Source organism: Pseudomonas sp. NPDC089569 (assembly GCF_050280625.1).
GTDB lineage: Bacteria > Pseudomonadota > Gammaproteobacteria > Pseudomonadales > Pseudomonadaceae > Aquipseudomonas.
Window position 1 is genome coordinate 13,360 of sequence record NZ_JBNNVQ010000054.1, and the last position, 25,768, is coordinate 39,127.

General features: G+C 60.4%; 22 protein-coding genes. 6 read left to right on the plus strand and 16 right to left on the minus strand.

The features are described from left to right. Positions 1-11: 11 nt before the first annotated feature. From hflC to ACQKP2_RS19945, 9 genes are all read right to left on the minus strand, one after another. Entirely contained in the window at positions 12-881 is an 870-nt protein-coding gene (gene hflC, locus ACQKP2_RS19905) for a protease modulator HflC (RefSeq protein WP_427578824.1), read from the minus strand. After that, positions 881-2,053 (minus strand): FtsH protease activity modulator HflK, encoded by a 1,173-nt coding sequence (hflK, locus tag ACQKP2_RS19910; RefSeq protein WP_427578825.1) that lies wholly within the window; start codon positions 2,051-2,053, stop codon positions 881-883. Before hflK ends, hflC begins: the two co-directional genes overlap by 1 nt. 96 nt (positions 2,054-2,149) lie before the next feature. After that, positions 2,150-3,451, minus strand: coding sequence for a ribosome rescue GTPase HflX (gene hflX / locus ACQKP2_RS19915; protein ID WP_427578827.1), 1,302 nt, complete (start codon positions 3,449-3,451; stop codon positions 2,150-2,152). Between the two features lie 12 nt (positions 3,452-3,463). Next, positions 3,464-3,724, minus strand: coding sequence for an RNA chaperone Hfq (gene hfq / locus ACQKP2_RS19920; protein WP_065258774.1), 261 nt, complete (start codon positions 3,722-3,724; stop codon positions 3,464-3,466). 95 nt (positions 3,725-3,819) lie between these two features. Continuing rightward, positions 3,820-4,791, minus strand: a complete 972-nt coding sequence (gene miaA, locus ACQKP2_RS19925; protein WP_427578851.1) for a tRNA (adenosine(37)-N6)-dimethylallyltransferase MiaA — start codon at positions 4,789-4,791, stop codon at positions 3,820-3,822. After that, positions 4,791-6,701, minus strand: a complete 1,911-nt coding sequence (mutL, locus tag ACQKP2_RS19930; protein WP_427578828.1) for a DNA mismatch repair endonuclease MutL — start codon at positions 6,699-6,701, stop codon at positions 4,791-4,793. Before mutL ends, miaA begins: the two co-directional genes overlap by 1 nt. After that, complete coding sequence (locus ACQKP2_RS19935; RefSeq protein ID WP_427578830.1) at positions 6,698-8,134, minus strand: N-acetylmuramoyl-L-alanine amidase; 1,437 nt, start codon at positions 8,132-8,134, stop codon at positions 6,698-6,700. Before ACQKP2_RS19935 ends, mutL begins: the two co-directional genes overlap by 4 nt. Further along, a complete protein-coding gene (gene tsaE / locus ACQKP2_RS19940; protein ID WP_427578832.1) occupies positions 8,135-8,605 on the minus strand; it encodes a tRNA (adenosine(37)-N6)-threonylcarbamoyltransferase complex ATPase subunit type 1 TsaE in 471 nt (156 codons plus the stop codon). Then, complete coding sequence (locus ACQKP2_RS19945) at positions 8,593-10,092, minus strand: NAD(P)H-hydrate dehydratase (protein ID WP_427578834.1); 1,500 nt, start codon at positions 10,090-10,092, stop codon at positions 8,593-8,595. Before ACQKP2_RS19945 ends, tsaE begins: the two co-directional genes overlap by 13 nt. A 63-nt stretch (positions 10,093-10,155) precedes the next feature. Between ACQKP2_RS19945 and queG the strand changes: the two genes are divergently transcribed. Continuing rightward, on the plus strand, positions 10,156-11,220 hold the full coding sequence (gene queG / locus ACQKP2_RS19950; protein WP_427578835.1) for a tRNA epoxyqueuosine(34) reductase QueG: 1,065 nt from the start codon (positions 10,156-10,158) through the stop codon (positions 11,218-11,220). Positions 11,221-11,324: 104 nt separating this feature from the next. Here the strand turns inward: queG and ACQKP2_RS19955 are convergent, their stop codons facing one another. Next, positions 11,325-11,936, minus strand: a complete 612-nt coding sequence (locus tag ACQKP2_RS19955) for a trimeric intracellular cation channel family protein (protein WP_427578836.1) — start codon at positions 11,934-11,936, stop codon at positions 11,325-11,327. A gap of 194 nt (positions 11,937-12,130) precedes the next feature. Next, positions 12,131-12,673: an oligoribonuclease gene (gene orn, locus ACQKP2_RS19960; RefSeq protein ID WP_427578837.1), complete on the minus strand. Its 543-nt coding sequence runs from the start codon at positions 12,671-12,673 to the stop codon at positions 12,131-12,133. 107 nt (positions 12,674-12,780) lie between these two features. On the opposite strand from orn, the gene rsgA reads away from it, so the two are divergent. Further along, positions 12,781-13,812 carry a small ribosomal subunit biogenesis GTPase RsgA gene (gene rsgA / locus ACQKP2_RS19965; protein ID WP_427578839.1) on the plus strand — a complete coding sequence of 344 codons (1,032 nt, stop codon included), beginning with the start codon at positions 12,781-12,783 and terminating at the stop codon, positions 13,810-13,812. A gap of 154 nt (positions 13,813-13,966) precedes the next feature. Here rsgA and motB read toward each other — a convergent pair whose 3' ends face one another. Together motB and motA are read right to left on the minus strand one after the other, a co-directional pair. Next, entirely contained in the window at positions 13,967-14,989 is a 1,023-nt protein-coding gene (gene motB, locus ACQKP2_RS19970; protein WP_427578840.1) for a flagellar motor protein MotB, read from the minus strand. A 3-nt stretch (positions 14,990-14,992) separates the two neighbouring features. Beyond that, positions 14,993-15,844, minus strand: a complete 852-nt coding sequence (gene motA / locus ACQKP2_RS19975) for a flagellar motor stator protein MotA (RefSeq protein ID WP_427578841.1) — start codon at positions 15,842-15,844, stop codon at positions 14,993-14,995. Positions 15,845-16,010: 166 nt separating this feature from the next. Between motA and ACQKP2_RS19980 the strand changes: the two genes are divergently transcribed. Genes ACQKP2_RS19980 through asd form a run of 3 tightly spaced genes read left to right on the plus strand, consistent with a single transcriptional unit; the run spans position 16,011 to position 19,287 of the window. Continuing rightward, a complete protein-coding gene (locus ACQKP2_RS19980; protein ID WP_427578843.1) occupies positions 16,011-17,549 on the plus strand; it encodes an HDOD domain-containing protein in 1,539 nt (512 codons plus the stop codon). Positions 17,550-17,592: 43 nt separating this feature from the next. Further along, entirely contained in the window at positions 17,593-18,417 is an 825-nt protein-coding gene (gene rhdA / locus ACQKP2_RS19985) for a thiosulfate sulfurtransferase (RefSeq protein ID WP_427578844.1), read from the plus strand. Between the two features lie 9 nt (positions 18,418-18,426). Next, positions 18,427-19,287 (plus strand): archaetidylserine decarboxylase, encoded by an 861-nt coding sequence (gene asd / locus ACQKP2_RS19990; protein WP_427578845.1) that lies wholly within the window; start codon positions 18,427-18,429, stop codon positions 19,285-19,287. A 126-nt stretch (positions 19,288-19,413) separates the two neighbouring features. Here asd and serB read toward each other — a convergent pair whose 3' ends face one another. Next, entirely contained in the window at positions 19,414-20,628 is a 1,215-nt protein-coding gene (gene serB, locus ACQKP2_RS19995; RefSeq protein WP_427578846.1) for a phosphoserine phosphatase SerB, read from the minus strand. A gap of 135 nt (positions 20,629-20,763) precedes the next feature. Here serB and ACQKP2_RS20000 point away from each other — a divergent pair, with 135 nt between their 5' ends. Beyond that, positions 20,764-22,284: an AhpA/YtjB family protein gene (locus ACQKP2_RS20000; protein WP_427578848.1), complete on the plus strand. Its 1,521-nt coding sequence runs from the start codon at positions 20,764-20,766 to the stop codon at positions 22,282-22,284. 260 nt (positions 22,285-22,544) lie between these two features. Here ACQKP2_RS20000 and ACQKP2_RS20005 read toward each other — a convergent pair whose 3' ends face one another. Both ACQKP2_RS20005 and parC read right to left on the minus strand, forming a co-directional pair. Beyond that, positions 22,545-23,258, minus strand: coding sequence for a PqiC family protein (locus ACQKP2_RS20005; protein ID WP_427578849.1), 714 nt, complete (start codon positions 23,256-23,258; stop codon positions 22,545-22,547). Positions 23,259-23,434: 176 nt separating this feature from the next. Then, positions 23,435-25,699: a DNA topoisomerase IV subunit A gene (parC, locus tag ACQKP2_RS20010; protein WP_427578852.1), complete on the minus strand. Its 2,265-nt coding sequence runs from the start codon at positions 25,697-25,699 to the stop codon at positions 23,435-23,437. Positions 25,700-25,768 lie beyond the last annotated feature (69 nt).

Consider the following 25,768-nt stretch of genomic DNA (forward strand, 5'->3'; position numbering starts at 1 on the left):
TCAACGTCGTATCAAGGCTTGGCTTTTTCCAGGTAATGGAAGAAATCACTGCTTGGGTCGAGGACCATGACGTCGGATTTGTTCGCGAAGCTTTCACGGTAGGCACGCAGGCTACGGTAAAACGCGTAGAACTCCTGATCCTGTCCGTAAGCCTTGGAGTAGATCGCAGCGGCCTGGGCATCGCCATCACCGCGAATCTCTTCAGACTCACGATAGGCTTCTGCCAGCAGCACGCGGCGCTGACGATCGGCGTCGGCACGGATGCCTTCGGCCAATTCGTTACCCTTGGCGCGGTGTTCGCGAGCCTCACGCTCACGCTCGGTGCTCATGCGTTCGAACACGCTACGGTTCACTTCCTTCGGCAGGTCGATGGTCTTGACCCGAACATCGACTACTTCGATGCCCAGCTCTTTTTCGGCCATCTTGTTCAGCGAAGAGGTGATATCCGCCATCAACGCATCACGCTCACCCGACACCACTTCGTGCAGGGTGCGCTTGCCGAACTGGTCACGCAGACCCGATTCCAGTCGACGCGACAGACGCTCATCGGCAATCTGCTTCAGGCCGGAAGTCGCGGTGTAGAAGCGCTCGGCATCCTTGACGCGCCACTTGGCGTAGGCATCGACCATCACGGCTTTCTTTTCCAGCGTCAGGAAGCGTTGTGTCGGCGCATCCAGCGTCATCAGGCGGGCGTCGAACTTGCGCACCTGATTCACGTAAGGCACTTTCACATGCAGGCCCGGCTGGACATCTGCCTGGACTACGCGGCCGAACTGCAGCAGCACCGCACGCTCGGTCTGAGCCACGATGTAAAAGCAGTTCCAGGCAGCGATCGCCACGACGACGCCGAAAATAAGGGCGATCAGCGATTTATTGCTCATCAGCGACTCTCCCTGGTACGTGCTTGCTGTTGCTGCAGATCAACTGCCGCACGCGTGTTCGCTTCATTGCTGGTAGCTGCGGCACTGGACACCTGAGTGCCGGTGCTGCGACCACTTTCGACCATCTTGTCCAACGGCAGGTACAGCAGGTTGCTCTGGCCATTCTTGTTGCCGGTCACGAGAACCTTGCTGGTGCTGCTGAAGACTTCCTGCATGGTGTCCAGGTACAGACGCTGGCGGGTAACCTCAGGAGCCTTGCGGTATTCCGCGACCAGCTTGGTGAAGCGATCCGCCTCACCCTTGGCGCGCGAAACGGTTTCGTCACGGTACCCGTTGGCATCTTCGATAATGCGCTGGGCCTGACCGCGAGCTTCCGGCACGACACCGTTGGCATAGGTTTCAGCCTGGTTGCGCGAACGCTGCTCGTCTTCACGGGCACGAATCACGTCATCGAAGGCTTCCTGGACTTCACGCGGTGCCGCTGCGCTCTGAACGTTGACCTGAGTGACGGTGATACCGGTGCGGTAGGTATCCATGAAGCGTTGCAGGCGCTCCTTGATTTCGCTGGCCATCAATTCACGACCTTCGGTCAACACCTGATCCATCGCGGTGGAACCCACCACGTGGCGCAATGCGCTGTCGGTCGCATGCTGCAGGCTGATCTCCGGCTGATCGACGCTCAGCACGAAGTCCTGCAGGTTGCTGATCTTGTACTGCACGGTCAGTGGCACTTCGACGATATTTTCGTCTTCCGTCAGCATCTGGCCCTGCTTGGTGTACGCACGCTCACGCGTAACGTTTTCCATGTACTTCTTGTCGATCGGCGGGAAATAGATGTTCAGGCCCGGGCCGACGGTTTCGTAATACTTGCCGAAGCGCAGCACCACGGCCTGCTCCTGCTCATCGACCACATAAACCGCGCTGTACAGCCAAACGGCCGCCAGCACGACCAGACCGATGCCGAGCAAACCGCCGAAGCCGCCGCTCTTGCCCGGACCACCGCCATCATCACCACGTTTCTTGCCACCACCGAACAATCCGTTCAGGCTTTCCTGCAGCTTTCGGAAGGCCTCGTCGAGATCCGGCGGCCCCTTGCGATCACCGTTATTACGGCGCTTGCCACCCCAAGGATCCTGATTGTTCGAGTTGCCACCCGGCTCATTCCAAGCCATAGCGCTCTCCATCTGATAAAGCAAAGACGCACCCACGGCGCGCCGACCAATGCTACAGAATGCCTGTCACCACGGCACAACCGCTTTCTCAGGCTTTTATTGCAAAGTGTGTTGCTCGATGAACTCCACCGGTTGCAAACCTTCGCGGCTCACCAGCCGATTCAATTCGACTCGTGGCAGACGCACGGCCAGCAAGCTGATGCCTTCGTCGTCGTGTTCTTCTTTCTGTACCGCACCGAGTTCGAAAAACTGCGCACGCAGTCGAGCAAAACGTTGAGGCAAGCGCAAGGTGCCCACAAACAAATCATCGCCGAGCAGTTCGGCTACCGCCTGCTTGAGCAGGTCCAGCCCCGTTCCGTCCTTGGCCGACAACCAGACGCGCTGCGGTTTGCCATCGGCGTCGCGCTGGATCTGCGGTTCAACGCCTTCGAGCAAATCGAGTTTGTTGTATACCTCCAGCATCGGCAAGTCCTGCGCCCCGATCTCATCGAGCACCACCATGACCTGTTCAATCTGGAGCATGCGCTCGGGCTCATGAGCATCGATCACGTGCAGCAGCAGGTCGGAGTTGCTCGACTCTTCGAGCGTAGCCCGAAATGCCTCGACCAGTTTGTGCGGCAGGTGGCGAATGAAACCTACGGTGTCGGCCAGCACGACCGGCCCGAGGTCTTCGAGCTCGAGTCGACGCAAGGTCGGGTCGAGGGTGGCGAACAGTTGGTCAGCGGCAAAAACCTCGGAATCGGTCACCGAGTTGAACAACGTCGATTTGCCGGCGTTGGTATAGCCCACCAGTGAAATCGTCGGTATGTCCGCGCGTTTTCGACCGCGACGCGATTGCTCGCGTTGACTGCGCACCTTTTCCAGGCGCCCCTTGATCTGCCGGATACGAACCCGCAGAAGACGCCGGTCGGTTTCCAGCTGGGTTTCACCCGGACCGCGCAAGCCAATACCGCCCTTCTGCCGCTCAAGGTGAGTCCAGCCACGCACCAGCCGCGTACTCATGTGATCAAGCTGGGCCAGTTCGACCTGGAGCTTGCCTTCATGAGTGCGGGCGCGTTGGGCGAAGATATCGAGAATCAGCCCCGTGCGGTCAATCACGCGACACTCGAAAACCCGTTCGAGGTTACGTTCCTGACTGGGCGTGAGGATGTGATTGAAAATCACCAGATCTGCCTGTTCGGCCTTGACTAGGTCGCGCAACTCCTCGACCTTGCCACTGCCAATCAGGTATTTGGCGGTTGGCCGATGACGCGGCACGCTGAAAAACGCGACGGTCTCGGCACCAGCCGAAGTTGCCAACTCCTGAAACTCCTGCGGATCTTCGCGCGCCTCAGGGTCCTGACCATCCAAGTGAACGAGTATGGTTCGTTCACCACCACCGTGGCGCTCAAAGAACAAAGGAGACTCCTATCAGGCGTTACCTGGCTCAGCATCACCTGCATCGGATTCGCTTGCGCTAGGCAGACGAATTGGACGGACCGGCACTACTGTAGAGATAGCGTGTTTGTAGACCATCTGGCTGACGGTGTTTTTCAGCAGGATAACGAATTGGTCGAAGGACTCGATCGTGCCTTGCAGTTTGATCCCGTTGACCAGGTAGATGGACACCCCAACTTTCTCTTTACGTAAAGTATTCAAGTAAGGGTCTTGTAGCGAATGCCCTTTTGACATGTGCCGCACTCCTTTAAGGATTCAATATAAAAAAATAGGTAAACAGATGACTTGTGGCCGTCACACCCCCAAGGATAGACGGCAATTGCAAGGACTCACCTCAATATGGAGATGGTCCCCAGGTATTTCAAGGCGCGCGGCAGATTGTCGCAATCCAGGCTGTCCAGCCAGTGCAAATCCGCCCAACTGCGCAGCCAGGTGAACTGACGCTTTGCCAATTGCCGCGTGGCAATGATTCCACGCTCCTGCATTTCGGCTGACGTCAGCTTGCCATCCAGGTAGTCCCAGACTTGTCGATAACCCACCGCACGTATAGACGGCAACCCGGCATGCAGGTCACTTCGCTTACGCAGGGCTACGACCTCGTCGATGAATCCCTGTTCCAGCATTAAAGTGAATCTTTGTTTAATTCGCTCATGCAATACCTGACGATTTGCCGGAGCAATAGCCAAGTTCGCAACAGTATAGGGCAATTGTTGCCGTCCCGAAGCGGCTGCTTCAGTACTTTGCGCAGATTGTTGCAAACGCAGCTCAGTCATGCTTTGACCGCTGACGCGATAAACCTCCAGCGCTCGACTCAAACGCTGCGGATCGTTCGGATGAATCCGTGCCGCAGATACCGGATCGATCAGCGCCAACTGCTCATGCATGGCCTGCCAACCAAGGCGTGCAGCTTCCTCTTCAATCTGCGCACGCACCTGCGGGTCGGCAGCCGGCATATCTGCCAGTCCTTCGAGCAAGGCCTTGTAATAGAGCATTGTGCCGCCCACCAGCAGTGGAATTTTTCCACGCGCAGTGATTTCGGCCATGGCCTCAAGGGCATCACGGCGAAAATCCGCCGCCGAATAACTCTCGGCGGGATCGAGTATGTCGATCAGACGGTGTGGAAACTGCGCCAAAAGCTCTTTCGACGGCTTGGCGGTACCGATGTCCATACCACGGTAGACCAGCGCCGAATCGACGCTGATCAGTTCGCAAGGCAGGACCTTGGTGAGTTCAATGGCCAGGTCGGTCTTGCCGGCGGCGGTCGGCCCCATCAGGAAAATCGCAGGTGGGAGCTGGCTCATCAACGACCGCGCAAGAATAGTTTGTCCAGATCGTCCAGGCCCAGTTGGGTCCAGGTCGGTCGGCCATGGTTGCATTGACCACTGCGTTCGGTGTTTTCCATATCACGCAACAGACCGTTCATTTCCGGCAGCGCCAGGCGTCGATTCGCACGGACCGCGCCATGACAGGCCATAGTCCCGAGCAACTCGTTCAAATGCGCCTGGATTCGATCGCTGGTGCCGTATTCCATCAAGTCGGCCAGCACATCGCCCACCAACCGATTGGCTTCCGCCTGTTTGAGCAGCGCCGGAATCTGCCGAATGGCCAGGGTTTCCGGACCAAGGCGCTGCAACTCGAACCCCAGGCGCTGGAACCATGCGACATGCTCATCGGCACAATCGGCCTCACGCTGGCTGACCGCCAGGGACTCCGGCACCAGCAGCGGCTGCCCGCTCAAACCCTCGCTGGCCATGGCGATCTTCAGCCGCTCGTACATGATCCGCTCGTGAGCGGCATGCATGTCTACCAGCACCAGGCCCTGGGCGTTTTCCGAAAGGATGTAGATGCCCTTGAGCTGTGCCAGCGCGTACCCCAACGGCGGGATATCGCCTTGCCCCTCCGGCAGTGCGACCGCGCTGGCCTGCGGCAACGGCGCAAAGAACTCGCGATACGCAGCCTGGGCTTCGGCTGCCGGGACGCTGGACTGGGGGCGCGGTGTGTATTGATATTGGTAACCGCTACCCGATCCCGTATTGGCCGGCGTATTGAACGATGGCTGCGCCTGAGGCTGTTCCAACAGCGCATTGGCCGCCAGGCGCATCTCGCCCTGCGGCCCGAATTCTCCAGCCTCAAGCCCGGTGGGCCGAACGACGGCAGTCACGACCGGTGCCGCCATCTGGTCGTCCGGCCTCACATCGCCCAGGGCGCGGTGCAAGGTGCCATAGAGAAAGTCGTGGACCATGCGACCGTCACGGAAGCGCACTTCGTGCTTGGTCGGATGCACATTGACATCAACGCCCGCCGGATCGACCTCGAAAAACAGCACGAAAGTCGGGTGCCGTCCATTGAACAGTACATCGCGATAGGCCTGGCGCACCGCGTGGGCGACCAGTTTGTCGCGCACGGCGCGGCCGTTGACGAAGAAGTACTGCAAGTCCGCCTGACTGCGGTTGAACGTCGGCAACCCGACCCAACCCCACAAATGCAGGCCGTTACGTTCGATTTCGATCGGCAGCGCCTGCTCCAGGAAACCCGGCCCGCAAATCGCCGCCACCCGCCGGGCGCGGGCAGCATCATCGTGGGCCTCGTGCAGGCTGAGGATGGTCTTGCCGTTGTGCCGCAGGTGGAAGGCTACGTCGAAACGGGCCAGAGCCAGGCGCTTGATCACTTCCTGCAGATGATCGAATTCGGTTTTTTCGGTCTTGAGAAACTTGCGCCTTGCCGGCGTGTTGAAAAACAGATCTCGCACCTCGACTGAAGTGCCCACCGGATGCGCGGCCGGCTGCACTCGGGGCGCCATGTCACGGCCCTCGGTCTCGACCTGCCAGGCCTGATCGGCCTCACGGGTGCGGGATGTCAGCGTCAGACGCGATACGGAACTGATCGATGCCAGCGCCTCACCGCGAAAGCCCAGGCTCATCACCTGTTCGAGGTCTTCAAGATTGCGGATTTTACTGGTGGCGTGCCGCGCCAGCGCCAACGGCAGGTCGTCGGCGGAAATGCCGCTGCCATCATCACGCACCCGCAGCAGCTTTACGCCCCCTTGCTCCACATCGACATCGATACGACGTGCGCCGGAGTCGAGGCTGTTTTCCAACAGTTCCTTGATCACCGAAGCCGGACGTTCAACGACCTCACCGGCGGCGATCTGGTTCGCCAGCCGCGGACTGAGCAGCTCGATACGAGCGGTATTGATCAGCACCTGGTTCATTCTTTGGCCGCCAGTTCAGTACCGGGAATGGTCAAGTGCTGCCCGACCTTGAGCTCGTCGTTCGGCAGGTTGTTGGCGCTGCGCAACGTGGCCGGCGACACCTGATAGCGCACGGCGATCATTGCCAGAGTTTCGCCAGGGCTCACCCGGTGGTCACGTGGCCCCTGGGCGATTTTCCCGGAGTCACGCAGCCAGGCAATGTAAGTGCCCGGTGGCGGATTCTGCTGGAAGAACTGACGCACGCCACTGCTGATGGAACGCGCCAGCGCCTGCTGATGGCTCGATGCTGCAAGCTTCGAGGCCTCGTTGGCATTGGAGATGAAGCCGGTTTCCACCAGGATCGACGGAATATCCGGCGATTTCAGCACCATGAACCCGGCTTGCTCGACACGCTGCTTGTGCAACGGCGTGACCCGGCCAATGTTGCTCAACACTTTCTGGCCAACATTAAGACTGGACGTCAGGGACGCGGTCATCGACAAATCGAGCAGCACGCCCGCAAGCATGCGGTCCTTGTCATCGAGGCTGACGTTACCGGCACCGCCAATCAGGTCGGAACGGTTTTCGCTGTCAGCCAGCCAGCGCGCGGTTTCCGATGTGGCACCGCGGTCGGACAGGGCGAACACCGAAGCACCGAATGCGGCAGCCGAAGGCGCAGCGTCGGCGTGAATGGAAACGAACAGGTCGGCGCCTTTCTTGCGAGCGATTTCGGTACGCCCGCGCAATGGAATGAAGTAGTCGCCGGTTCGGGTCAGCTCGGCCCGGAAGCCTTTCATGCCGTTGACCTGACGCTGCAGTTCACGAGCGATGGCCAATACCACATCTTTTTCGTGCTGCCCGCGAGAACCCGAGGCACCCGGGTCTTCGCCGCCATGACCGGCATCGATCACCACAACAATGTCGCGTTTGCCCGCCGGAGCGGGTGGCAACTTGATCGCTGGTTCCGCTGGCGTGACCGGTACGGCAGGCGCGGTGGCCACCGAAGGTGTTGGCGCAGACACCGGGGCCGGCGCGGCATCGGCCGGGTTGTCGAACAGATCGACGACCAGGCGATTTCCGTATTGGGCATTGGGCGCCAGCGAGAAGCTCTTCGGAGTGACCGCCTTTTTCAGGTCAATGACCACCCGCAGGTCGGTCGGCGTACGCTGGGCCGAACGCATCGCCGTGATCGGCGTATTGGCGGTGGACACATTCAGCGGCGCACCCAGGGTCGCGCCATTGATGTCGATCACCAGCCGATCCGGGGCCGTCAGGGTGAAGACGCTATGCTGCACGGGACCGGTCAGGTCAAACACCAGTCGAGTGTTGTCCGGCGCCCGCCACAGGCGAACACTGTTGACCTTTGTTTCAGCCACAGCGTCAACGGTCACTGCCAGGAACAACACCCCAACGGCAGCAACCAACGCGCGAAAGCGCATACCTAACCCCATCATCTATTTGGATTCCAATGCCAATGCGGCACACCAGGCTTCGCCACGCGAACCCTGGGATAAAATGTTCAGCGAACGTCCGCTGTCTTGCGGGCTAATGGTAATGGTCAGGTCGGCCTTTGGCAAAAAGCCTGCACCTTTGTCGGGCCACTCGATCAGGCACAAGGCATCGTCCTCGAAATAGTCACGAATGCCGAGGAATTCCAGTTCTTCGGGATCAACCAGACGATACAAATCGAAATGAAAAGCTCGAATCTCGCCAATCTCGTAGGGCTCGACCAGGGTGAAAGTCGGGCTTTTAACCGCCCCGACATGCCCCAGGCCTCGGATAATGCCCCGGGACAGCGTAGTTTTCCCCGCCCCCAGATCCCCTTGAAGAAAAATCAGACCGTGCCCTTTTGTGGTTTGGGCAATGCGAACGCCAAACGCGGTCATCGCCTCTTCATCAGCCAGGTACAGGGTTACTTCAGACACGGTGCTTGCTCCTCCAACAACTGACGAATGGCTGGAATCAGATCACTGGCCGCCAGTCCACGGCCGAATTTACCTTGTTGCTCACCCGCATTGGCGTGCAGCCAGACCGCCAGGCAGGCCGCATCGAATGACGCCATGCCCTGCGCCAGCAGGGCGCCGATCAAACCGGCCAGCACATCGCCCAACCCGGCGGCCGCCATCGCCGGATGCCCTTGATGACATACGGCCAGCCGTCCATCCGGGCTGGCGATCAGGCTACCGGCACCTTTTAGCACCACCACCGCTGTATATTTTTTGCTCAACGCATGGACTGCCGCGGGACGATCGGCCTGAACCTGAGCGGTAGTCATGCCCAGCAGCCGTGCAGCCTCACCCGGATGCGGGGTTATTACACAATGGGCAGGTAGATTCACCCGTTCTTCTGCCAACACATTCAACGCATCGGCATCCCAGACTTGCGGCAGTGGAGCGCTGGCGGCGACGGACAACAGGCTGCGCCCCCAGGCACCCTGACCCAATCCGGGCCCGGCGACCAATACGGACGCCTTGTGCAACAAACCCACCAGTTGATTGGCTGACGAAGTGCCCAGCACCATCGCTTCGGGAATCCTGGCCAATGCGGCAGGCACATGTTCGTTGCGGGTCGCCACAGTCACCATGCCCGCACCACTGCGCAGCGCACTTTGCGCGCTCAGCAGGATCGCGCCACCCAGGCCGCGATCGCCGCCGATCAACAGCACATGACCGAATTTGCCTTTATGGGAAGCCGGTGTCCTGCCGGCCAGACGCGGCAGATTGCCAGGTGCCAGGCGAAGGGCACGACTCGGTGCGCCCTCGACCAGCTGCGGATCGGCGTGCAGGTCGTTGAACACCAGCTCGCCCACCACATCCGCTGCATCGCCGGTGAACAAACCCAATTTCAAAGCGATGAACGTCACCGTCAGTTGCGCGTGTACTGCACAACCCAGGATGCGACCGGTATCGGCGCACAACCCGGAAGGAATATCCACCGCCACCACCGGTAGCGCGCTGGCATTGATTGCGGCGATCACGCTGGCATACGGCTCGCGCACCTCACCGGTCAGCCCGGTACCGAGCAAGGCGTCCAGTACGATGCCGGAAAACCCGGATTGTGCGCTCCAGGCCTGTATAGGGACGCCCTCGGACACCGCCTCGGCATGGGCCGCCGCCGCATCACCGCGCAACAATTGCGGATCACCCGCCGCCAGTACCTGCACTGACCACCCGGCGCGTTTGGCCAGCACCGCCACCAGATAGCCATCACCGGCGTTGTTGCCATGGCCGGCGACCACGGTCAATTCAGCCGCCGCCGGCCACTGGCGGACCAGTGCGCGCCAGGTGGCCCGCGCCGCGCGCTGCATCAATTCGAAGCCCGGCGTACCGGCCGCGATCAGGCTCGCATCGAGCCCTCGGACCTGCGCGGCACTGTACAGCGCGTCGGGTAATTCATCTTTAGTGTGCGGCATGCGTCTTCAGGCTCCGATGTCTGGCAGAATTATACGCACCTCAGCTCCGGTTTCTCTCGTCTCATGCCCGCTATTACTACAGACCTGCCCGCCCTCGCCCAATCCATCAAGGATTGGGGCCGCGAACTGGGCTTCCAGCAAGTCGGCATCAGTGGCCTGGACCTGGGCGAACACGAGCAACACCTGCAACGCTGGCTCGACGCCGGCTACCACGGCGAAATGGACTACATGGGCGCCCACGGCAGCAAGCGCTCGCATCCGGACGAACTGGTCCCCGGCACCTTGCGGGTGGTGTCGCTGCGCATGGACTACCTCTCAGGCGACACCCGAATGGCGCAACGGCTGGCACAGCCTGAAAAAGCCTACGTCTCGCGTTACGCCTTGGGCCGCGACTATCACAAACTCATTCGCAAACGCGTACAACATCTGGCGGAAAAGATTCAGGCACAGATTGGCCCCTTCGGCTACCGTGCGTTCGTCGACAGCGCCCCGGTCCTGGAAAAAGCCATTGCACAGGAAGCCGGTCTCGGATGGATCGGCAAAAATACCCTGCTCTTGAATCGCAAGGCGGGCAGCTACTTCTTTCTTGCCGAACTGTTCGTCGACCTGCCGCTGCCGGTAGACCCGCCCCATGAAACCGAGCATTGCGGCCGTTGCAGCGCCTGCCTCGACATCTGCCCGACCAACGCCTTCGTCGGTCCCTACGTGCTGGACGCCCGACGCTGCATTTCTTATCTGACCATTGAACTCAAAGGGGCCATCCCCGAAGAACTGCGCCCCCTGATCGGCAACCGGGTGTTCGGCTGCGATGACTGTCAGATCGTCTGCCCGTGGAACCGTTTCGCGCGCCCGTCCGGCGAGAGCGACTTCAAGCCACGGCACAATCTGGACAACGTCGAATTGGCCGAGCTGTTCATGTGGGACGAAGACAGGTTTCTGAGCAGTACCGAAGGCTCGCCGCTACGCCGGGCAGGCTATCAGAGCTGGCTTCGCAACCTGGCGGTAGGCCTGGGTAATGCACCCTCAACGATTCCAGTGCTTGAAGCCTTGAAGGCACGCCGCGAATATCCGTCCGACCTGGTGCGCGAACACGTCGAATGGGCCCTGAAACAACACGGCATCCTGTAGGAGCGAGCAAGCTCGCGATGGACGACAGGACACCGCTGGGTGTCAGGTTGCCAGCGTTATCGTTGACGACCATCGCGAGCTTGCTCGCTCCTACAGGGGGCGCTCTAAGCCTCGTCGTTGTAGACGAATTTGGGCATTTCCCAATGAAAACGGATGGCCAGCAAACGCAGCAGGAAGCCGCCGAATAGCGTGATCAATATCGCCTGCTCGCCCGGCAAATTCAGGTGCAGACAGAGCATGTAGCACCAGGCCGCGGCGAACGAGACGCTGGCATAGAGCTCACGACGGAAAATCAGCGGGATATCGTTGCAGAAGATATCCCGCAAGATGCCGCCAAACACCCCGGTAATGACGCCGCTGACTGACGCGACCAGCATGCCATGCCCCATTTCCAGAGCGGTCATGGAGCCGATCAGGGTGAACGCCACCAGCCCGACAGCGTCGAGCACCAGAAACAACGAGCGCAGATGACGCATCCAGCGGGCCGTGAATACCGTGAACATGGCCGCGACGGTGGTCAGTATCAGGTATTCAGGGTGCTTGACCCAGGTCAGGGGGTAATGGCCGAGCAGCACATCACGCACCGAACCGCCGCCCAACGCCGTGACGCTCGCGATCAGCACGACGCCAAACCAGTCCATGCCACGACGCCCCGCAGACAGGGCACCGGTCATGGCTTCGGCGGTGATGGCGATCAGGTAGAGCATCAGCAACATGGTGGCGGTCCTTGCGAAAAGGCGCGCAGTCTACTCACTTCACCAAAGCACCAACAGAGGGCGCCGGAGAATCGGCTCACCCCTTTATGGTGGACTTGAGACCGCCATCGCGAGCAGGCTCGCTCCCACAGGTAGGTGCATTCTCAATGCGGGAGCGAGCCTGCTCGCGATAGGGCTGGCACAGGCCCCCAGGGTCAGACCTTGATGAAGTGCTTGCGGTAGTGCTGCAACTCGGCGATCGATTCGCGAATGTCGTCCAACGCCAGGTGAGTACTGCCTTTCTTGAAGCTGTCGCGCACTTGCGGCGCCCAACGTGCGGCCAATTCCTTCAAGGTCGAGACATCAAGGTTGCGGTAGTGGAAATAGCTTTCCAGGGATTTCATGTGGGTATAAAGGAAGCGACGATCCTGGCAAATGCTGTTGCCGCAAATTGGCGACTTACCCTTCGGCACCCACTTTTCCAGGAAGGCGATGGTTTCGGCTTCCGCTTCGGCCATGCTGATACGGCTCTCGCGAACGCGTTGGGTCAGGCCCGAGCCGCCATGCTGACGGGTGTTCCACTCATCCATGCCGGCGAGGATCTCGTCGCTGTGGTGGATGGCGATCACCGGGCCTTCGGCCAGCGTGTTCAAGTCACTGTCGGTGACGATGGTGGCCATTTCGATGATGACGTCGGTATCCGGGTTCAGACCGGTCATTTCCAGGTCGATCCAGATCAGGTTCTGCGGGTTTTGCATGTGTCGACTCCTAGGCAATGCTGCGCAGTTTAGCCTAGGCGGGTGGTCGGGCGTGCTAAACTCGCGGCCGTTTTACCTAATCGCTGCATTCTTGATACGGAACACCCATGGCCAAACGCCAACTCAATCGTCGTCAAAACTGGCGCATCGAAAAGATTCAGGGCGAACGCGCTGCCCGCGCCGCCAAACGCGAGTCCTCGGCTGTCGAGGCACTTGAAGGTGGCGACCTGGGCCCTGAACAGCATGGCCTGGTCATCGCGCACTTCGGTGTGCAGGTCGAGGTCGAAGCCCGCGATGGCGAGCTGGCCGGCCAGGTGTTCCGTTGCTACCTTCGCGCCAACCTGCCAGCGCTGGTCACCGGCGACCAGGTGGTCTGGCGTGCCGGCAACCAGGGCATCGGCGTGATCGTCGCGCAACTGCCGCGCAACACTGAACTGTGCCGCCCGGACAGCCGTGGCCAGCTCAAGCCGGTGGCAGCCAACGTCGACATGATCGTCATTGTTTTCGCGCCACTGCCTGAACCGCACGCCAACCTGATCGACCGCTACCTTGTCGCCGCCGAGCACGCAGGGATCAAGCCCCTGTTGCTGCTGAACAAATTCGACTTGATCGACGAACAAAACGCCCCGGCGCTGAATGCCCTGCTGGCGGTGTATCGCACGCTGGGTTACCCGGTGCTTGAAGTGTCGGCCCACCATGGCAACGGCATGGAACAATTACAGAAGCGGCTGGATGGACGTATCAGCGTGTTTGTCGGCCAATCGGGCGTCGGCAAATCGTCGCTGGTCAACAGCCTCCTGCCGGACGTCGAGACCCGCGTCGGCCCGCTGTCCGAGCTGTCCGGCCAGGGCACTCACACCACGACCACCGCACGCCTGTTCCACTTCCCGGGCGGTGGCGAGCTGATCGACTCGCCGGGTATCCGGGAATTCGGCCTGGGCCACGTCAGCCGTGCCGACGTGGAGGCTGGTTTCATTGAGTTCAACGACTTGCTCGGCACCTGTCGCTTTCGCGACTGCAAGCACGACCGCGAACCCGGCTGCGCCCTGCTGAAGGCACTTGAGGATGGCCGCGTGCAGCAACAACGGATGAACAGCTACCGCTCGATCATCGCCAGCCTGCCGGAGAACGGCTACTGAGCCGCTTACCGCAGACGTAAAAAAGCCGCGATCATCTCGCGGCTTTTTTGTGGCTATTCGACTACCGCCATCGCGAGCAGGCTCGCTCCCACAAGTAAATACATTCCAAAGTGGGACCGAGCCTGCTCGCGATGGCGACCGAGTAATCACCACCTCACTGCTTGGGCGCCTCGGCCGGCTTCGGTGCCGGGTTATCGAACAGGTTCAGCCGCTCACGAAGCTCGTGGGCCGGCAGTGGCTCCTTGTCCGCCGGCAGTGCGTTCGGGTCAACCGGTGCAGCCGGGGCGGCATCAGGCGTCCCTTGCGTGGCATCGGGTGCAGGTTCCGCGCCTTGTGAACCTTCAATGGCGCGCTGGGCTTTCTTGGTCAGCACGATGATGTCGATACGGCGGTTGACCGGGTTGAACGGATGCTCGCGGTCAAACAAGGCAGACGAGGCATAACCGACCACCCGCGCCACTTGCTGATCCGGATAGCTGCCTGCGACCAGCGCGCGGCGAGCGGCGTTGGCACGGTTGGCAGAAAGCTCCCAGTTACCGAAATCACCCGTGCCGCTGTAAGGCTTGGCATCGGTATGACCACTGATGCTGATCTTGTTCGGCACCGCCTTGATGGTGTCGGCCATGGCCAGCAGGATGTCTTCGAAATACGGCTTCAGACGGGCACTGCCGGAGTCGAACATCGGGCGGTTTTCAGCATCCACGATCTGAATGCGCAAGCCGTCCGGGGTGATCTCGAACATGATCTGGTCTTTGAACTTCTGCAACTGCGGATTTTCTTCGACCTTGTTCTGCAGTTCTTGCAGCAACAGTTCAAGACGCTCTTTCTCGACCATCTCGGCCATGCCTTCGACCTGATCGGTGTCGACCGTCACCTTGTCCGGCTGCGGCTGGGACTTCACTTCCGGGTTGAGGGTGTTTTCCGGCGCCAGGGTGGGCGTGCCACCCAGATCGATGATGTACGGCGTACCGCTTTCGGAGAAGCCGATCGGGTCCTTGAAGTAACCGGCGATGGCGATTCTCTGTTCAGGCGTGGCGGTCGACAACAGCCACAACACCAGGAAGAACGCCATCATCGCCGTGGCGAAGTCGGCGAAGGCGATTTTCCAGGCGCCCCCGTGATGCCCGCCTGCAATGCGCTTGACGCGCTTGACGATTATCGGCTGATTATTCTCCATGGCTTAGCGACCGCGCACCGCTTGTTCCAGCTCGGCGAAGCTAGGGCGGTGCGCCGGGTACAGGACCTTGCGACCGAACTCCACCGCCAGCGATGGCGGCATACCGGAAGCCGAGGCCACCAGCGAAGCCTTGATGGCTTCGTAGATGTTCAGCTCTTCCTTGGCATCGTGGGCCAGGGAATGGGCCAACGGGCCGAAGAAGCCGTAGGCCGCCAGGATACCGAAGAAGGTACCTACCAGCGCCGCACCGACGTGCAGGCCGATGGATTTCTGGTCGCCCTCGCCCAACGAGGCCATGGTCACAACGATACCCAATACCGCCGCGACGATACCGAAACCCGGCATACCGTCGGCGATGCCGTTGACGGCATGGGAAGGATGCTCCAGCTCTTCTTTCAGGCTGTAGAGTTCCATATCGAACAGCCCCTCCAGTTCATGGGGAGCCATGTTGCCCGAGGACATGATGCGCAGGTAATCGCAGATGAACGCAGTCATGCGTTCGTCCTTCAGAACGGACGGGTACTTGGCGAAAATCGGGCTCGCGGCGGCATCTTCGATATCGCCTTCAATGGCCATCATGCCTTCGCGGCGGCTTTTATTGAGGATCTCGTAAATCAGGCCCAACACTTCCAGATAGAAGCTGTGGCTGAAACGCGAACCGAACATGCTCAAGGCTTTCTTGAGCACGTGCATCGTCATGTGACCGGGGTTGGCCTGCAGGAATGCACCGAGGGCCGCACCTCCGATAATCATGACCTCGAAAGGCTGGATCAGGGCGGCAATTTTGCCGTGGGAGAGCACGTATCCGCCGAGCACGCTCGCGAATACGACGATGATGCCGATTATTTTAGCCATAGGTAGGAGAGCACTTACTGAGTCGGGTTCAAGGTCATATTCGGAAGTTAAAAAATCTCTTCTTCTACTTATCGGCAAAACTGCGCCAGACTATAGCCAGTTAAGGCGAAAAGCCACTTCGACCCACTCCGGGCAGGGAAAATGCTGACAATGATCGCCTCTCGACATGGTTAACGAAACGAACGTTCCAACTGCAAAACCGACCACTCTCGAAGGCTGGGTCAAGCTTCTGGACAATGTGCGCCTGCCGGTCCCGCAGGCCAGTCACGACCGTGTCTGCCGGGCGATCCGCGACAATCGCAGCTCGCTGCGTGACATTGCCGAGGTCATGCAGCAAAGCCCGGCCCTGGCCTTGAGCGTCATCCGTGAAGCCAACCGTCACACCCATGGCAGCATGACCGAGCCTGCGGAGAACCTTGAGGTCGCGATCAATCGCCTGGGCCTTAAACGCACCGAGGAACTGCTCGAGCGTTTGCCGGCAGTGCCCGAGACCGACATTGCGCCGACGCTGCGCCAGTTGCAGATGATCAGCCAGCACGCCACTCAACAGGCCAACGGCTTTTTTGCCAGTCGACTGGCAAGACTGTGGCAGGACATTCATTGGGGCAGCCTGTTGTTTCTGTCACCGTTGTGGCCGCTGGCAATGACTCACCCGCAACTGCTCGAAGACTGGGAGTTGCGGGTCATCCACAAAGGCGAGTCGGCACGCAAAGTCGAAAAGCAATTGTTTGGCGCACGCTTGCTGGAAATCGGCCTGACCCTGGTGAATCTCTGGCGCCTGCCGATCTGGGTACAGCAGGGCTATCACCTGTTGCTGACCGAGCAACGGGAGCTGGTGAAGGTCCTGCGCATCGCCCGTGACAGTGGACATCCACTGCGCCAGCAAAACCGCCTGGATGACGACCCGACCCTGCGCCGCTGGCTCAATCAACCGGCCAACACGGTGCTGTTGGCCAATGGGTTGGCACTGTCCGCACAACACGCCTGGGACAGCCCGCACAGCAAACGCTGGCAGCAGCTGACCAGCCTGTACCTGCAAATGCCTATGGACGACGTCCGACAGCAACTGCACCAACAAGCTGCCAACAGTGCACGCCATCACGCCATGCCGGATCTCTGGCACCCTGCCGTCGCACTGATCTGGCCTTGGGGCATGAACCGCATCCATGCCCGATTGTTGCCGGCGCAGGCGCCGTCTGCCGAGGACCTGGCGAAGTGGCGTGGACAATGTGCCGAACTGCTGGCCGAGCCGAGCCGTTTCACCAACGCCATGCACTTGACCATCGCGGCTCGCGACGCCTTGGTGGCGTGCGGCATGCGCCGGGTGATGATCCTGATGGCCGACCGCACCCACGCCAACTTGCGGGTGCATCAAACGGCCGGACTGCCGAAAGAAGCTGCGGGGCTGAATTTCCCGGTCAACCAGAGCACCGTGCTGCAACGCTTGCTCGCGCAACAGGCCCAGGTGCGCCTGACGCCTGCCAACAATGCACAATTCTCCGCATTGCTACCCAACGGCCTGCGCTCACAATTTGGCGGCGAGCATCTGCTGCTGCGCTCACTGCTCAACAATGGCCGGGTGATCATGATTGTTGCGGCGGATCAGGGCGGCGGGCCGTTTTCGGAAATCTGCGTACAAGCCTTCGGCAAAACCGCACAGTGCATCGAGAAAGCACTGCACAACTTTAGCCGCCGCGGCCAATAGCGCTGCGCTACAATCCTTCCTTTTTGTGCCCTGGAGACCTCACATGTCTGACTTCTCTGGCTTGCCGCTGGTGATCGAACCGAGCGACTTGCTCCCTCGCCTCGCCGCCCGCGAACTGATTCTGGTCGACCTGACCAGCAGCGCCCGTTACACCGAGGGGCATATTCCCGGCGCACGTTTTGTCGACCCCAAACGCACACAACTCGGCCAACCTCCAGCGCCGGGACTGCTGCCCTCACAGGCCGACCTGGAAAAACTGTTCGGCGAGCTCGGGCACAACAAGGACGCAGTCTACGTCGTCTATGACGACGAAGGCGGTGGCTGGGCCGGACGCTTCATCTGGTTACTCGACGTGATCGGCCACAGCCGTTATCACTACGTCGATGGCGGCCTGAAGTCGTGGCTGGCCGAAGCGTTGCCGTTATCGACCGAGGTTGCGCCCCCGGTCGGCGGACCGGTGGCCTTGACCCTGCACGACGAACCCACCGCGACCCGCGAATACCTGCAAAGCCGCCTCGGCGCGACTGACCTGGCGATCTGGGACGCGCGCGGGCCGTTGGAGTTCTCCGGCGAAAAAGTGCTGGCCGCCAAGGGCGGGCACATTCCCGGCGCAGTCAATTTCGAATGGACCGCGGGCATGGATCAGGCACGCAACCTGCGCATTCGCACCGACATGCCGCAGATCCTGGAACAACTCGGGATCAGCAAGGACAAAGAAGTGATTACCCACTGCCAGACCCACCATCGCTCTGGCTTTACCTATCTCGTGGCCAAGGCCCTCGGTTATCCGCGGGTCAAGGGTTACGCCGGCTCCTGGGGAGAATGGGGCAACCATCCCGACACCCCCGTTGAGAATCAAGGTCTTTAAGGACAGTTAATGAACAAGCGTCTGTTTATCCTCAGTCAGTACCTGCTGCCCCACCACTTGCTCTCGCGACTGGCCGGCTGCATCGCCGAATGCCGCGTGCGTTGGTTCAAGAATGCGTTTACCGCCTGGTTCGCCAAGCGCTATCAGGTGGACATGTCCCAGGCACTGGTCGAAGACCTGACGGCCTATGAGCACTTCAATGCCTTCTTCACCCGCGCCCTGAAAGAAGGCGCCCGCCCGCTGGACGAAACACCGGGCGCGATCCTCAGCCCGGCCGACGGTGCGATCAGCCAACTCGGCCCGATCGAACACGGTCGCGTGTTCCAGGCCAAGGGCCACAGCTTCAGCGTGCTGGAACTGCTCGGTGGCGACGCTGCCAACGCCGCGCCCTTCATGGGCGGCGATTTCGCAACCATCTACCTGTCGCCAAAGGACTACCACCGCGTGCACATGCCGCTGGCCGGTACCCTGCGTGAAATGGTCTACATCCCTGGCCGGATCTTCTCGGTCAACCAGACCACCGCTGAAAACGTGCCGGAGCTGTTTGCACGTAACGAGCGCGTGGCATGCATTTTCGACACCGAGCGTGGCCCGATGGCCGTGGTACTGGTGGGCGCGATGATCGTGGCGTCGATCGAAACCGTGTGGGCCGGTCTGGTCACGCCACCCAAGCGCGAACTGAAAACCTTCCGTTACGACGAAGCCGCCCGTGCGCCGATTCATCTGGAAAAAGGTGCGGAGCTGGGCCGCTTCAAACTGGGCTCGACCGCCATCGTGCTGTTCGGTCCGGATCAGGTGAAGTGGGCCGAAGAATTGGCGGCCGGCTCGCCGGTGCAGATGGGTCAGGGCATGGGCCTGCCAAACGCCTGATAGACACCATTGCTGTAGGAGCGAGCATGCTCGCGATGGTCGTCAACGATAACGTTGGCACCCTGACACCCAACGGTGCCTGGTCTTCCATCGCGAGCATGCTCGCTCCTACAGGTGTTTTACGTGTCAGAGCTGTCCGTCGCGATCGCGCATGCCCAACAGGTACAACACGCCATCCAGCCCCAGGGTAGAAATCGCCTGCTTGGCCGACTGCTTGACCAGCGGCTTTGCGCGGAACGCCACGCCCAACCCGGCAATCGCCAGCATCGGCAGGTCGTTGGCGCCATCACCGACCGCAATGGTCTGTTCCAGGCGCAAACCTTCCTTGACCGCCAGCTCCTTGAGCAGATCCGCCTTGCGCTGGGCATCGACAATCGGCTCGACCGCAACACCGGTCACCTTGCCGTCGACCACTTCCAGCTCGTTGGCGAACACATAGTCGATTCCCAGCTTGGCCTGCAGCTGCCTGGCGAAGTAGGTGAAGCCACCGGACAGAATCGCCGTCTTGTAACCCAGGCGCTTGAGTTCGGCGAACAGGGTCTCGGCACCTTCGGTCAAGCGCAGTGATGCACCGATGGCGTCCAGCACGCCGACATCCAGGCCTTTGAGCAACGCCAGACGCTCCTTGAAGCTGGCGCGAAAATCCAGCTCACCAGCCATCGCCCGCTCGGTGATTTCCGACACCTTGTCGCCCACGCCGGCCGCCTTGGCCAACTCGTCGATGACTTCGGCTTCGATCAGGGTCGAGTCCATGTCGAACACCGCCAGACGACGGTTGCGACGGAACAGGGAGTCTTCCTGGAAGGCGATGTCGACATTCAGCTCCTGGGCCACGCTCAGGAACTCGGCCCGCAGCGCCTGTGGATCGGCCGCTTCTCCGCGCACGGAAAACTCGATGCACCCCTTGCCTTGATCAGCCGGGGTATCGAGCGGCATGCGCCCGGACAAACGGTCAATGTGATCGATGTTCAGGCCGTACTTGGCGGTGATCGAACTGACCGCCTGCAATTGACCGGCGGTAACCTTGCGGGTCAACAGCGTCACGATGTGGCGCTTTTTGCCCTGGTTGCCGACCCACTGTTGGTAATCTTCCTCGGACACCGGAGTGAAACGCACCTGTTGATCGAGCTCATAGCCCTTGAACAGGATGTCCTTGAGTACCGATTTGCCTTGTTCGGTATCAGGAATTTCAACCAGGATGCCGAACGACAGGGTGTCGTGGATCACCGCCTGACCAATGTCGAGAATGTTCACACCACCCTGGGCCAGAACGCCGGTAATGGCCGCAGTCAGACCGGGACGGTCTTCACCCGTGATGTTTATCAGGACAATTTCGCGCAAGGCGCACCCCCGCAGGTGGAAAAAAAGCGCATTCTACCCACTTTCAGTGACCATCGGGCACCGTGAGCGCTTTGCCGGTCTAGGGCCTGTCGCTATACTGCGCGTCAACTTCACGGACAAAAGAGCCGAGCTCAAGTGAACCGGCCCACGCCAGTAAAAACCGATAACTTCTTTCTGCTGATCTTCCGGGCACTGCGCCACCGCCGTGTACCGATTGCATTGCGCATCGCCAGCCATAACGTGATCCTGGTCGCTCTGGCCCTGGTGATCTACGCCTGCGTGATGGGTTTGCAGTTCAAGCAGGCCATGCACGAGCAGGCCGATGCGCTGGGTGAAAGCCTGACCACGCAAACAGCCACGTCGGCCACCGAGCTGCTGGTGTCCAACGACATCCTCAGCCTCAATGTGCTGCTCAACAACCTGACAAAGAACAAGCTGGTGGCCCACGCCGCCATCTACAGCGTGGACAACCGCATACTCGCCGAAGCCGGCCAGCGTCCCAAGCACGGCCTGCTGGGCGAAGCCGAAGGTATGTATCAGAGCAAGATCACGTTTCAGGACGTGACCGCCGGCCAGTTGCGCATCAGCCTGGACATGGATCAATTCCAGCAGCCGATGACCATCAGCCTGCAAAGCATGGGCATCTTGAGTGCAATTCTGCTGGCGCTGTCCCTGGCCCTGAGCCTGCGCCTGGGTCGGCACATCTCCACGCCGCTCCTGCAAATTCGAGTGTGGCTGCGCAATATCGACGAATACACCCCGGCTACAGACCGCCAGGATGAGATCGGCGACCTGGCGCGCCAGCTGCATGCCAACTTCGCGCCCGAACCGGCCGAGCCGGAGCCCGTACCGGAACCCGAATTCGACGACAGCGATTATGATGACGCCGAGCCGGGCTTCGAGGTTCGTAACCTGCGAGACCCGAGCTTCGATGAAAGCCGTCCGAAGACGGCTATGAAACCGGCATCACGACAGGCGGTCAGCACAGTCGACGACGATGACGAAGACGCATTCGCCGATTTGCTGGATGATTTGCCGGATGGCGCAGCCAAACCGCTGGCCAAACCCGTGGTTTCCAGTGTTCCTCAGCACAGCGCCGTTCTGGCGGTGCAACTGGGCTCCCAGGAACAATTGCGACGCCTGCCACGGGCTCGCCTGGAGGAACTGCTCGCGCGCTACCGTGACTGTCTCGACCAGGCTGCTTCGCTTTACCAGGGCGAGCTGCATACCCTGAACGATGGCAGCACGCTGATGCTGTTCCATACCGACGACAGCGGCGACGATTACCTGACCAACGCCATCTGCTGCGGCGAGCTGTTGCGAGCCCTTAGCCATCAGTTGCAGATCGAAGTTGCCGACAGTGGCATCACTCTGCAGTTGCAGCTGGGACTCACGCTGGGCGAGGAGTTGTTCGGCCTGAGCCAGATCGACCTGTTGTTGACCGACACCGCCCAGGACGCCCTGGCCCTGTCACAACACAGCCGCAACCTGCTGTTGGTGGAACGCAAGATCAACGACGATTCGCTGATCCGCCAACGTGCGCGAATCCGGCCGATTGCCAGCCCTGAAGGCGCATGCTGTGTAGAGCGTTTGATGGAGCCTTATCCATCGATGCTGGAACGGCAGCTGGCGCGGATGCACGAGCGCCGGGCTTGAACCTTAGCCCTTGATATCGAAAAGCCCGCAGATGAGTGATCGTCTGCGGGCTTTTTGTTGCCTGTTCGAATGCCTTCGCCTCGTAGGAGCCAGGCTTGCCGGCGAAAGCGTTTTCAAAGACACCACAGGACGCAAGGCCGTCTTCGCGGGCAAGCCTCGCTCCTACAAGCGAACAGGCCGGAACAGGCATCAAAGATTTCCAACCCGCAAAAACGACAAGGCCCGCATCAATGCGGGCCTTGTTTTGAATCCAGTCTGACTTAGAAGCGAAACACTTCCATATCCGTACGAATCGGTGTTGCCATTGGAATCTTCGGCTGTTTTTCCTGTTCAGCCGCAGGCGCCGCTGGCTTGGCTGCCGGCTTGCGTGGCACTTCGGCTACCGGAGGCTGATTGGCAAGCGGCTTGAGCGCCACGGACAATTGCTCGGCCAGACGCTGCAACAGGACGCCTTGCGCCTGCACCTGCGAGGTCGTGCTGCCAGCATGTTGCTCTTGCAGGTGGATGATGCGGTTGTCGCGCACCTGCCCACGGCGGTCAATCAGACGCCATTGCGCATCAAGGATTGCCGGTTGTGTTGCACCCGAGTCCAGGCGGGTGATGGTCAGCAATACTTGAACATCAGGGGTGAAACCAACGGTTGCCGGTGCCAGTACTACGCGCTGGCTGTCCAGGCGACCCGCCACCTGGCGCAACAGCAGTTGATCGATGTCCGAGGACAGGCTGCCGGCCCAACGGCCATCGGTGGAAGCTTGCAGGCTGCCGTCAGGTTGACGCTGCAACAGGGTTTCGCGCTGCAGGTAGTCAGCTACGGTTACCGGACCCAGCAATACCGCCATGCCCGAGCTTTGAGCAGGCTGAACCGGACTTCCGCTGTCCAGTTGATACAACGACACCGGCTGGTGAACGCTGCAACCCGCCAGGCCAAGAACGCCGGCGAGCATCAGAATAAAAGGAAGGCGCAGAGCAGTCATCGTCCCATCCAGGTGATCGCCACAAGGCAGATCACAGTGAAAATACTCAACAAATATGAAGAACGCCCGGCCACGCCGGCGCTGGAAAGGCCATATCATCCGTGAATATTCGTTGCGACTCCAGCGCCAAAGTGCCGATCTACGGGTTAAATCGCAGATCGGGGGCTCTAGGACAACTAATTGAGGTTTTCGACGAGTAGCGCATCTACCCTCTGGAAGCCACGTGGCAGTTTGTTACCACGACGCCCACGCTCACCCTTGTAGTGTTCAAGGTCGTCCGCTTTCAGTGACAACGTACGTTTTCCGGCCTGCAACACCAATGTGGCGCCTTCCGGCAGAACGGCGATGTCCGTGACGTATTCCTCGCGGCTGGCCACACGCTCTCCGGGAATCCCGATGATCTTGTTGCCTTTGCCCTTACCTAATTGTGGCAGATCGCTGATTTTGAAGATCAACAGGCGACCTTCGGTGGTCACCGATGCCAGCCAGTTCTGCTCACGGTCGGCCACCGGACGCGGCAGCATCACCTTGGCATTGTTGGGCAGGCTCAACAGCGCCTTGCCCGCCTTGTTCTTGGCCTGCAGGTCTTCGCCCTTGACCACGAAACCGTAGCCGGCGTCGGACGCGATCACGTACAACGCATCGTCTTCGGGCATCAGCACGCATTCAAAGCTCGCACCCGGCGGCGGCGTTAGACGCCCCGTCAGCGGCTCACCCTGACCACGGGCCGACGGCAACGTATGCGCAGCCACCGAATAACTGCGGCCGGTGGAGTCGATAAACACCGCGTATTGGTTGGAGCGCCCTGCCGCCGAGGTCTTGAATCCGTCGCCGGCCTTGTAGGAAAGCCCGGTGGCGTCGATTTCGTGACCCTTGGCAGACCGCACCCAGCCTTTTTCCGACAGTACGACGGTCACTTTCTCGTTCGGCAGCAGATCGTGCTCGGTCATGGCCTTGGCTTCGGCGCGTTCGACGATAGGCGAACGGCGATCGTCGCCATAGGTTTCGGCGTCCTTGATCAGTTCGCTGCGCACCAGTTTTTTCAACTTGGCTTCGCTGCTCAGCAGGGCTTGCAGCTTGGCTTGTTCCTTGAGCAGTTCATCCTGTTCGGCACGCAGTTTCATTTCTTCCAGACGCGCCAACTGACGCAACCGGGTATCGAGGATGTAGTCGGCCTGGATTTCACTCAGGGCAAAACGCTCGATCAGTTTGGCTCGTGGTTGATCCTCGGTACGGATGATGTGAATCACTTCATCCAGGTTGAGGTAGGCAATCAGCAAACCGTCCAACAGGTGCAGGCGACGCTCGACCTTATCGAGGCGGAATTGCAGCCGGCGACGGACGGTTTGAACGCGGAACTCCAGCCACTCCACCAGCAACGCTCGCAGGTTCTTCAACTGCGGCTTGCCGTCCAGGCCAATGATGTTGACGTTGACCCGATAGCTCGATTCCAGGTCGGTTGTGGCGAACAGGTGCTGCATCAGCGCCTCGTGATCGACACGGCTGTTGACCGGAATGATCACGATGCGGCAAGGGTTCTCGTGGTCCGACTCATCGCGCAAGTCCGCAACCTGCGGCGCCTTGGAAGGCTTGGCCTGCATCATGGCCGCGATCTGTTCCAGGACCTTGGCCCCGGAGACCTGATGCGGCAACGCGGTCACGACAATGTCGCCGTCTTCGATGTGGTACACCGCGCGCATGCGCACCGAACCACGACCGCTTTCGTAGATTTTCACCAGGTCGGCGCGCGGGGTGATGATTTCCGCTTCGGTCGGGTAGTCCGGGCCCTGGATGTGCTCGCAGAGCTGCTCGACCGTAGCCTTTGGCTCATCGAGCAAACGCACGCACGCGCTGGCGACTTCGCGCAGGTTGTGCGGCGGCACGTCGGTGGCCATGCCCACGGCAATACCGGTGGTGCCGTTGAGGAGAATGTTCGGCAAACGTGCCGGCAACACCAGCGGCTCGTCGAGGGTACCGTCGAAGTTCGGCCCCCAGTCCGCGGTACCCTGGCCCAATTCACTGAGCAGCACTTCGGAATAGCGCGAGAGCCGTGCCTCGGTGTATCGCATCGCCGCAAAGGACTTGGGATCGTCCGGCGCACCCCAGTTGCCCTGGCCGTCCACCAGCGTGTAGCGGTAGCTGAAAGGCTGGGCCATCAGGACCATGGCTTCGTAGCAGGCCGAGTCGCCGTGAGGGTGGAACTTGCCGAGCACGTCACCGACGGTACGCGCCGATTTCTTGTGCTTGGAGTCGGCGTCCAGCCCCAACTCACTCATGGCGTAGACGATGCGTCGTTGCACGGGTTTGAGGCCGTCGCCGATATGCGGCAAGGCACGGTCCATGATCACGTACATGGAGTAGTTGAGGTAGGCATTTTCGGTGAAGTCAGCCAGCGATCGGCGTTCTACGCCATCTAAGCTGTCTGCAAGGATGTCGCTCATGCGGGCCATGTCGGCCACGGCACAGTCGCCAATGAAGGGGCCGGCCTTTTGCCCGTCATTGAAGGCGCG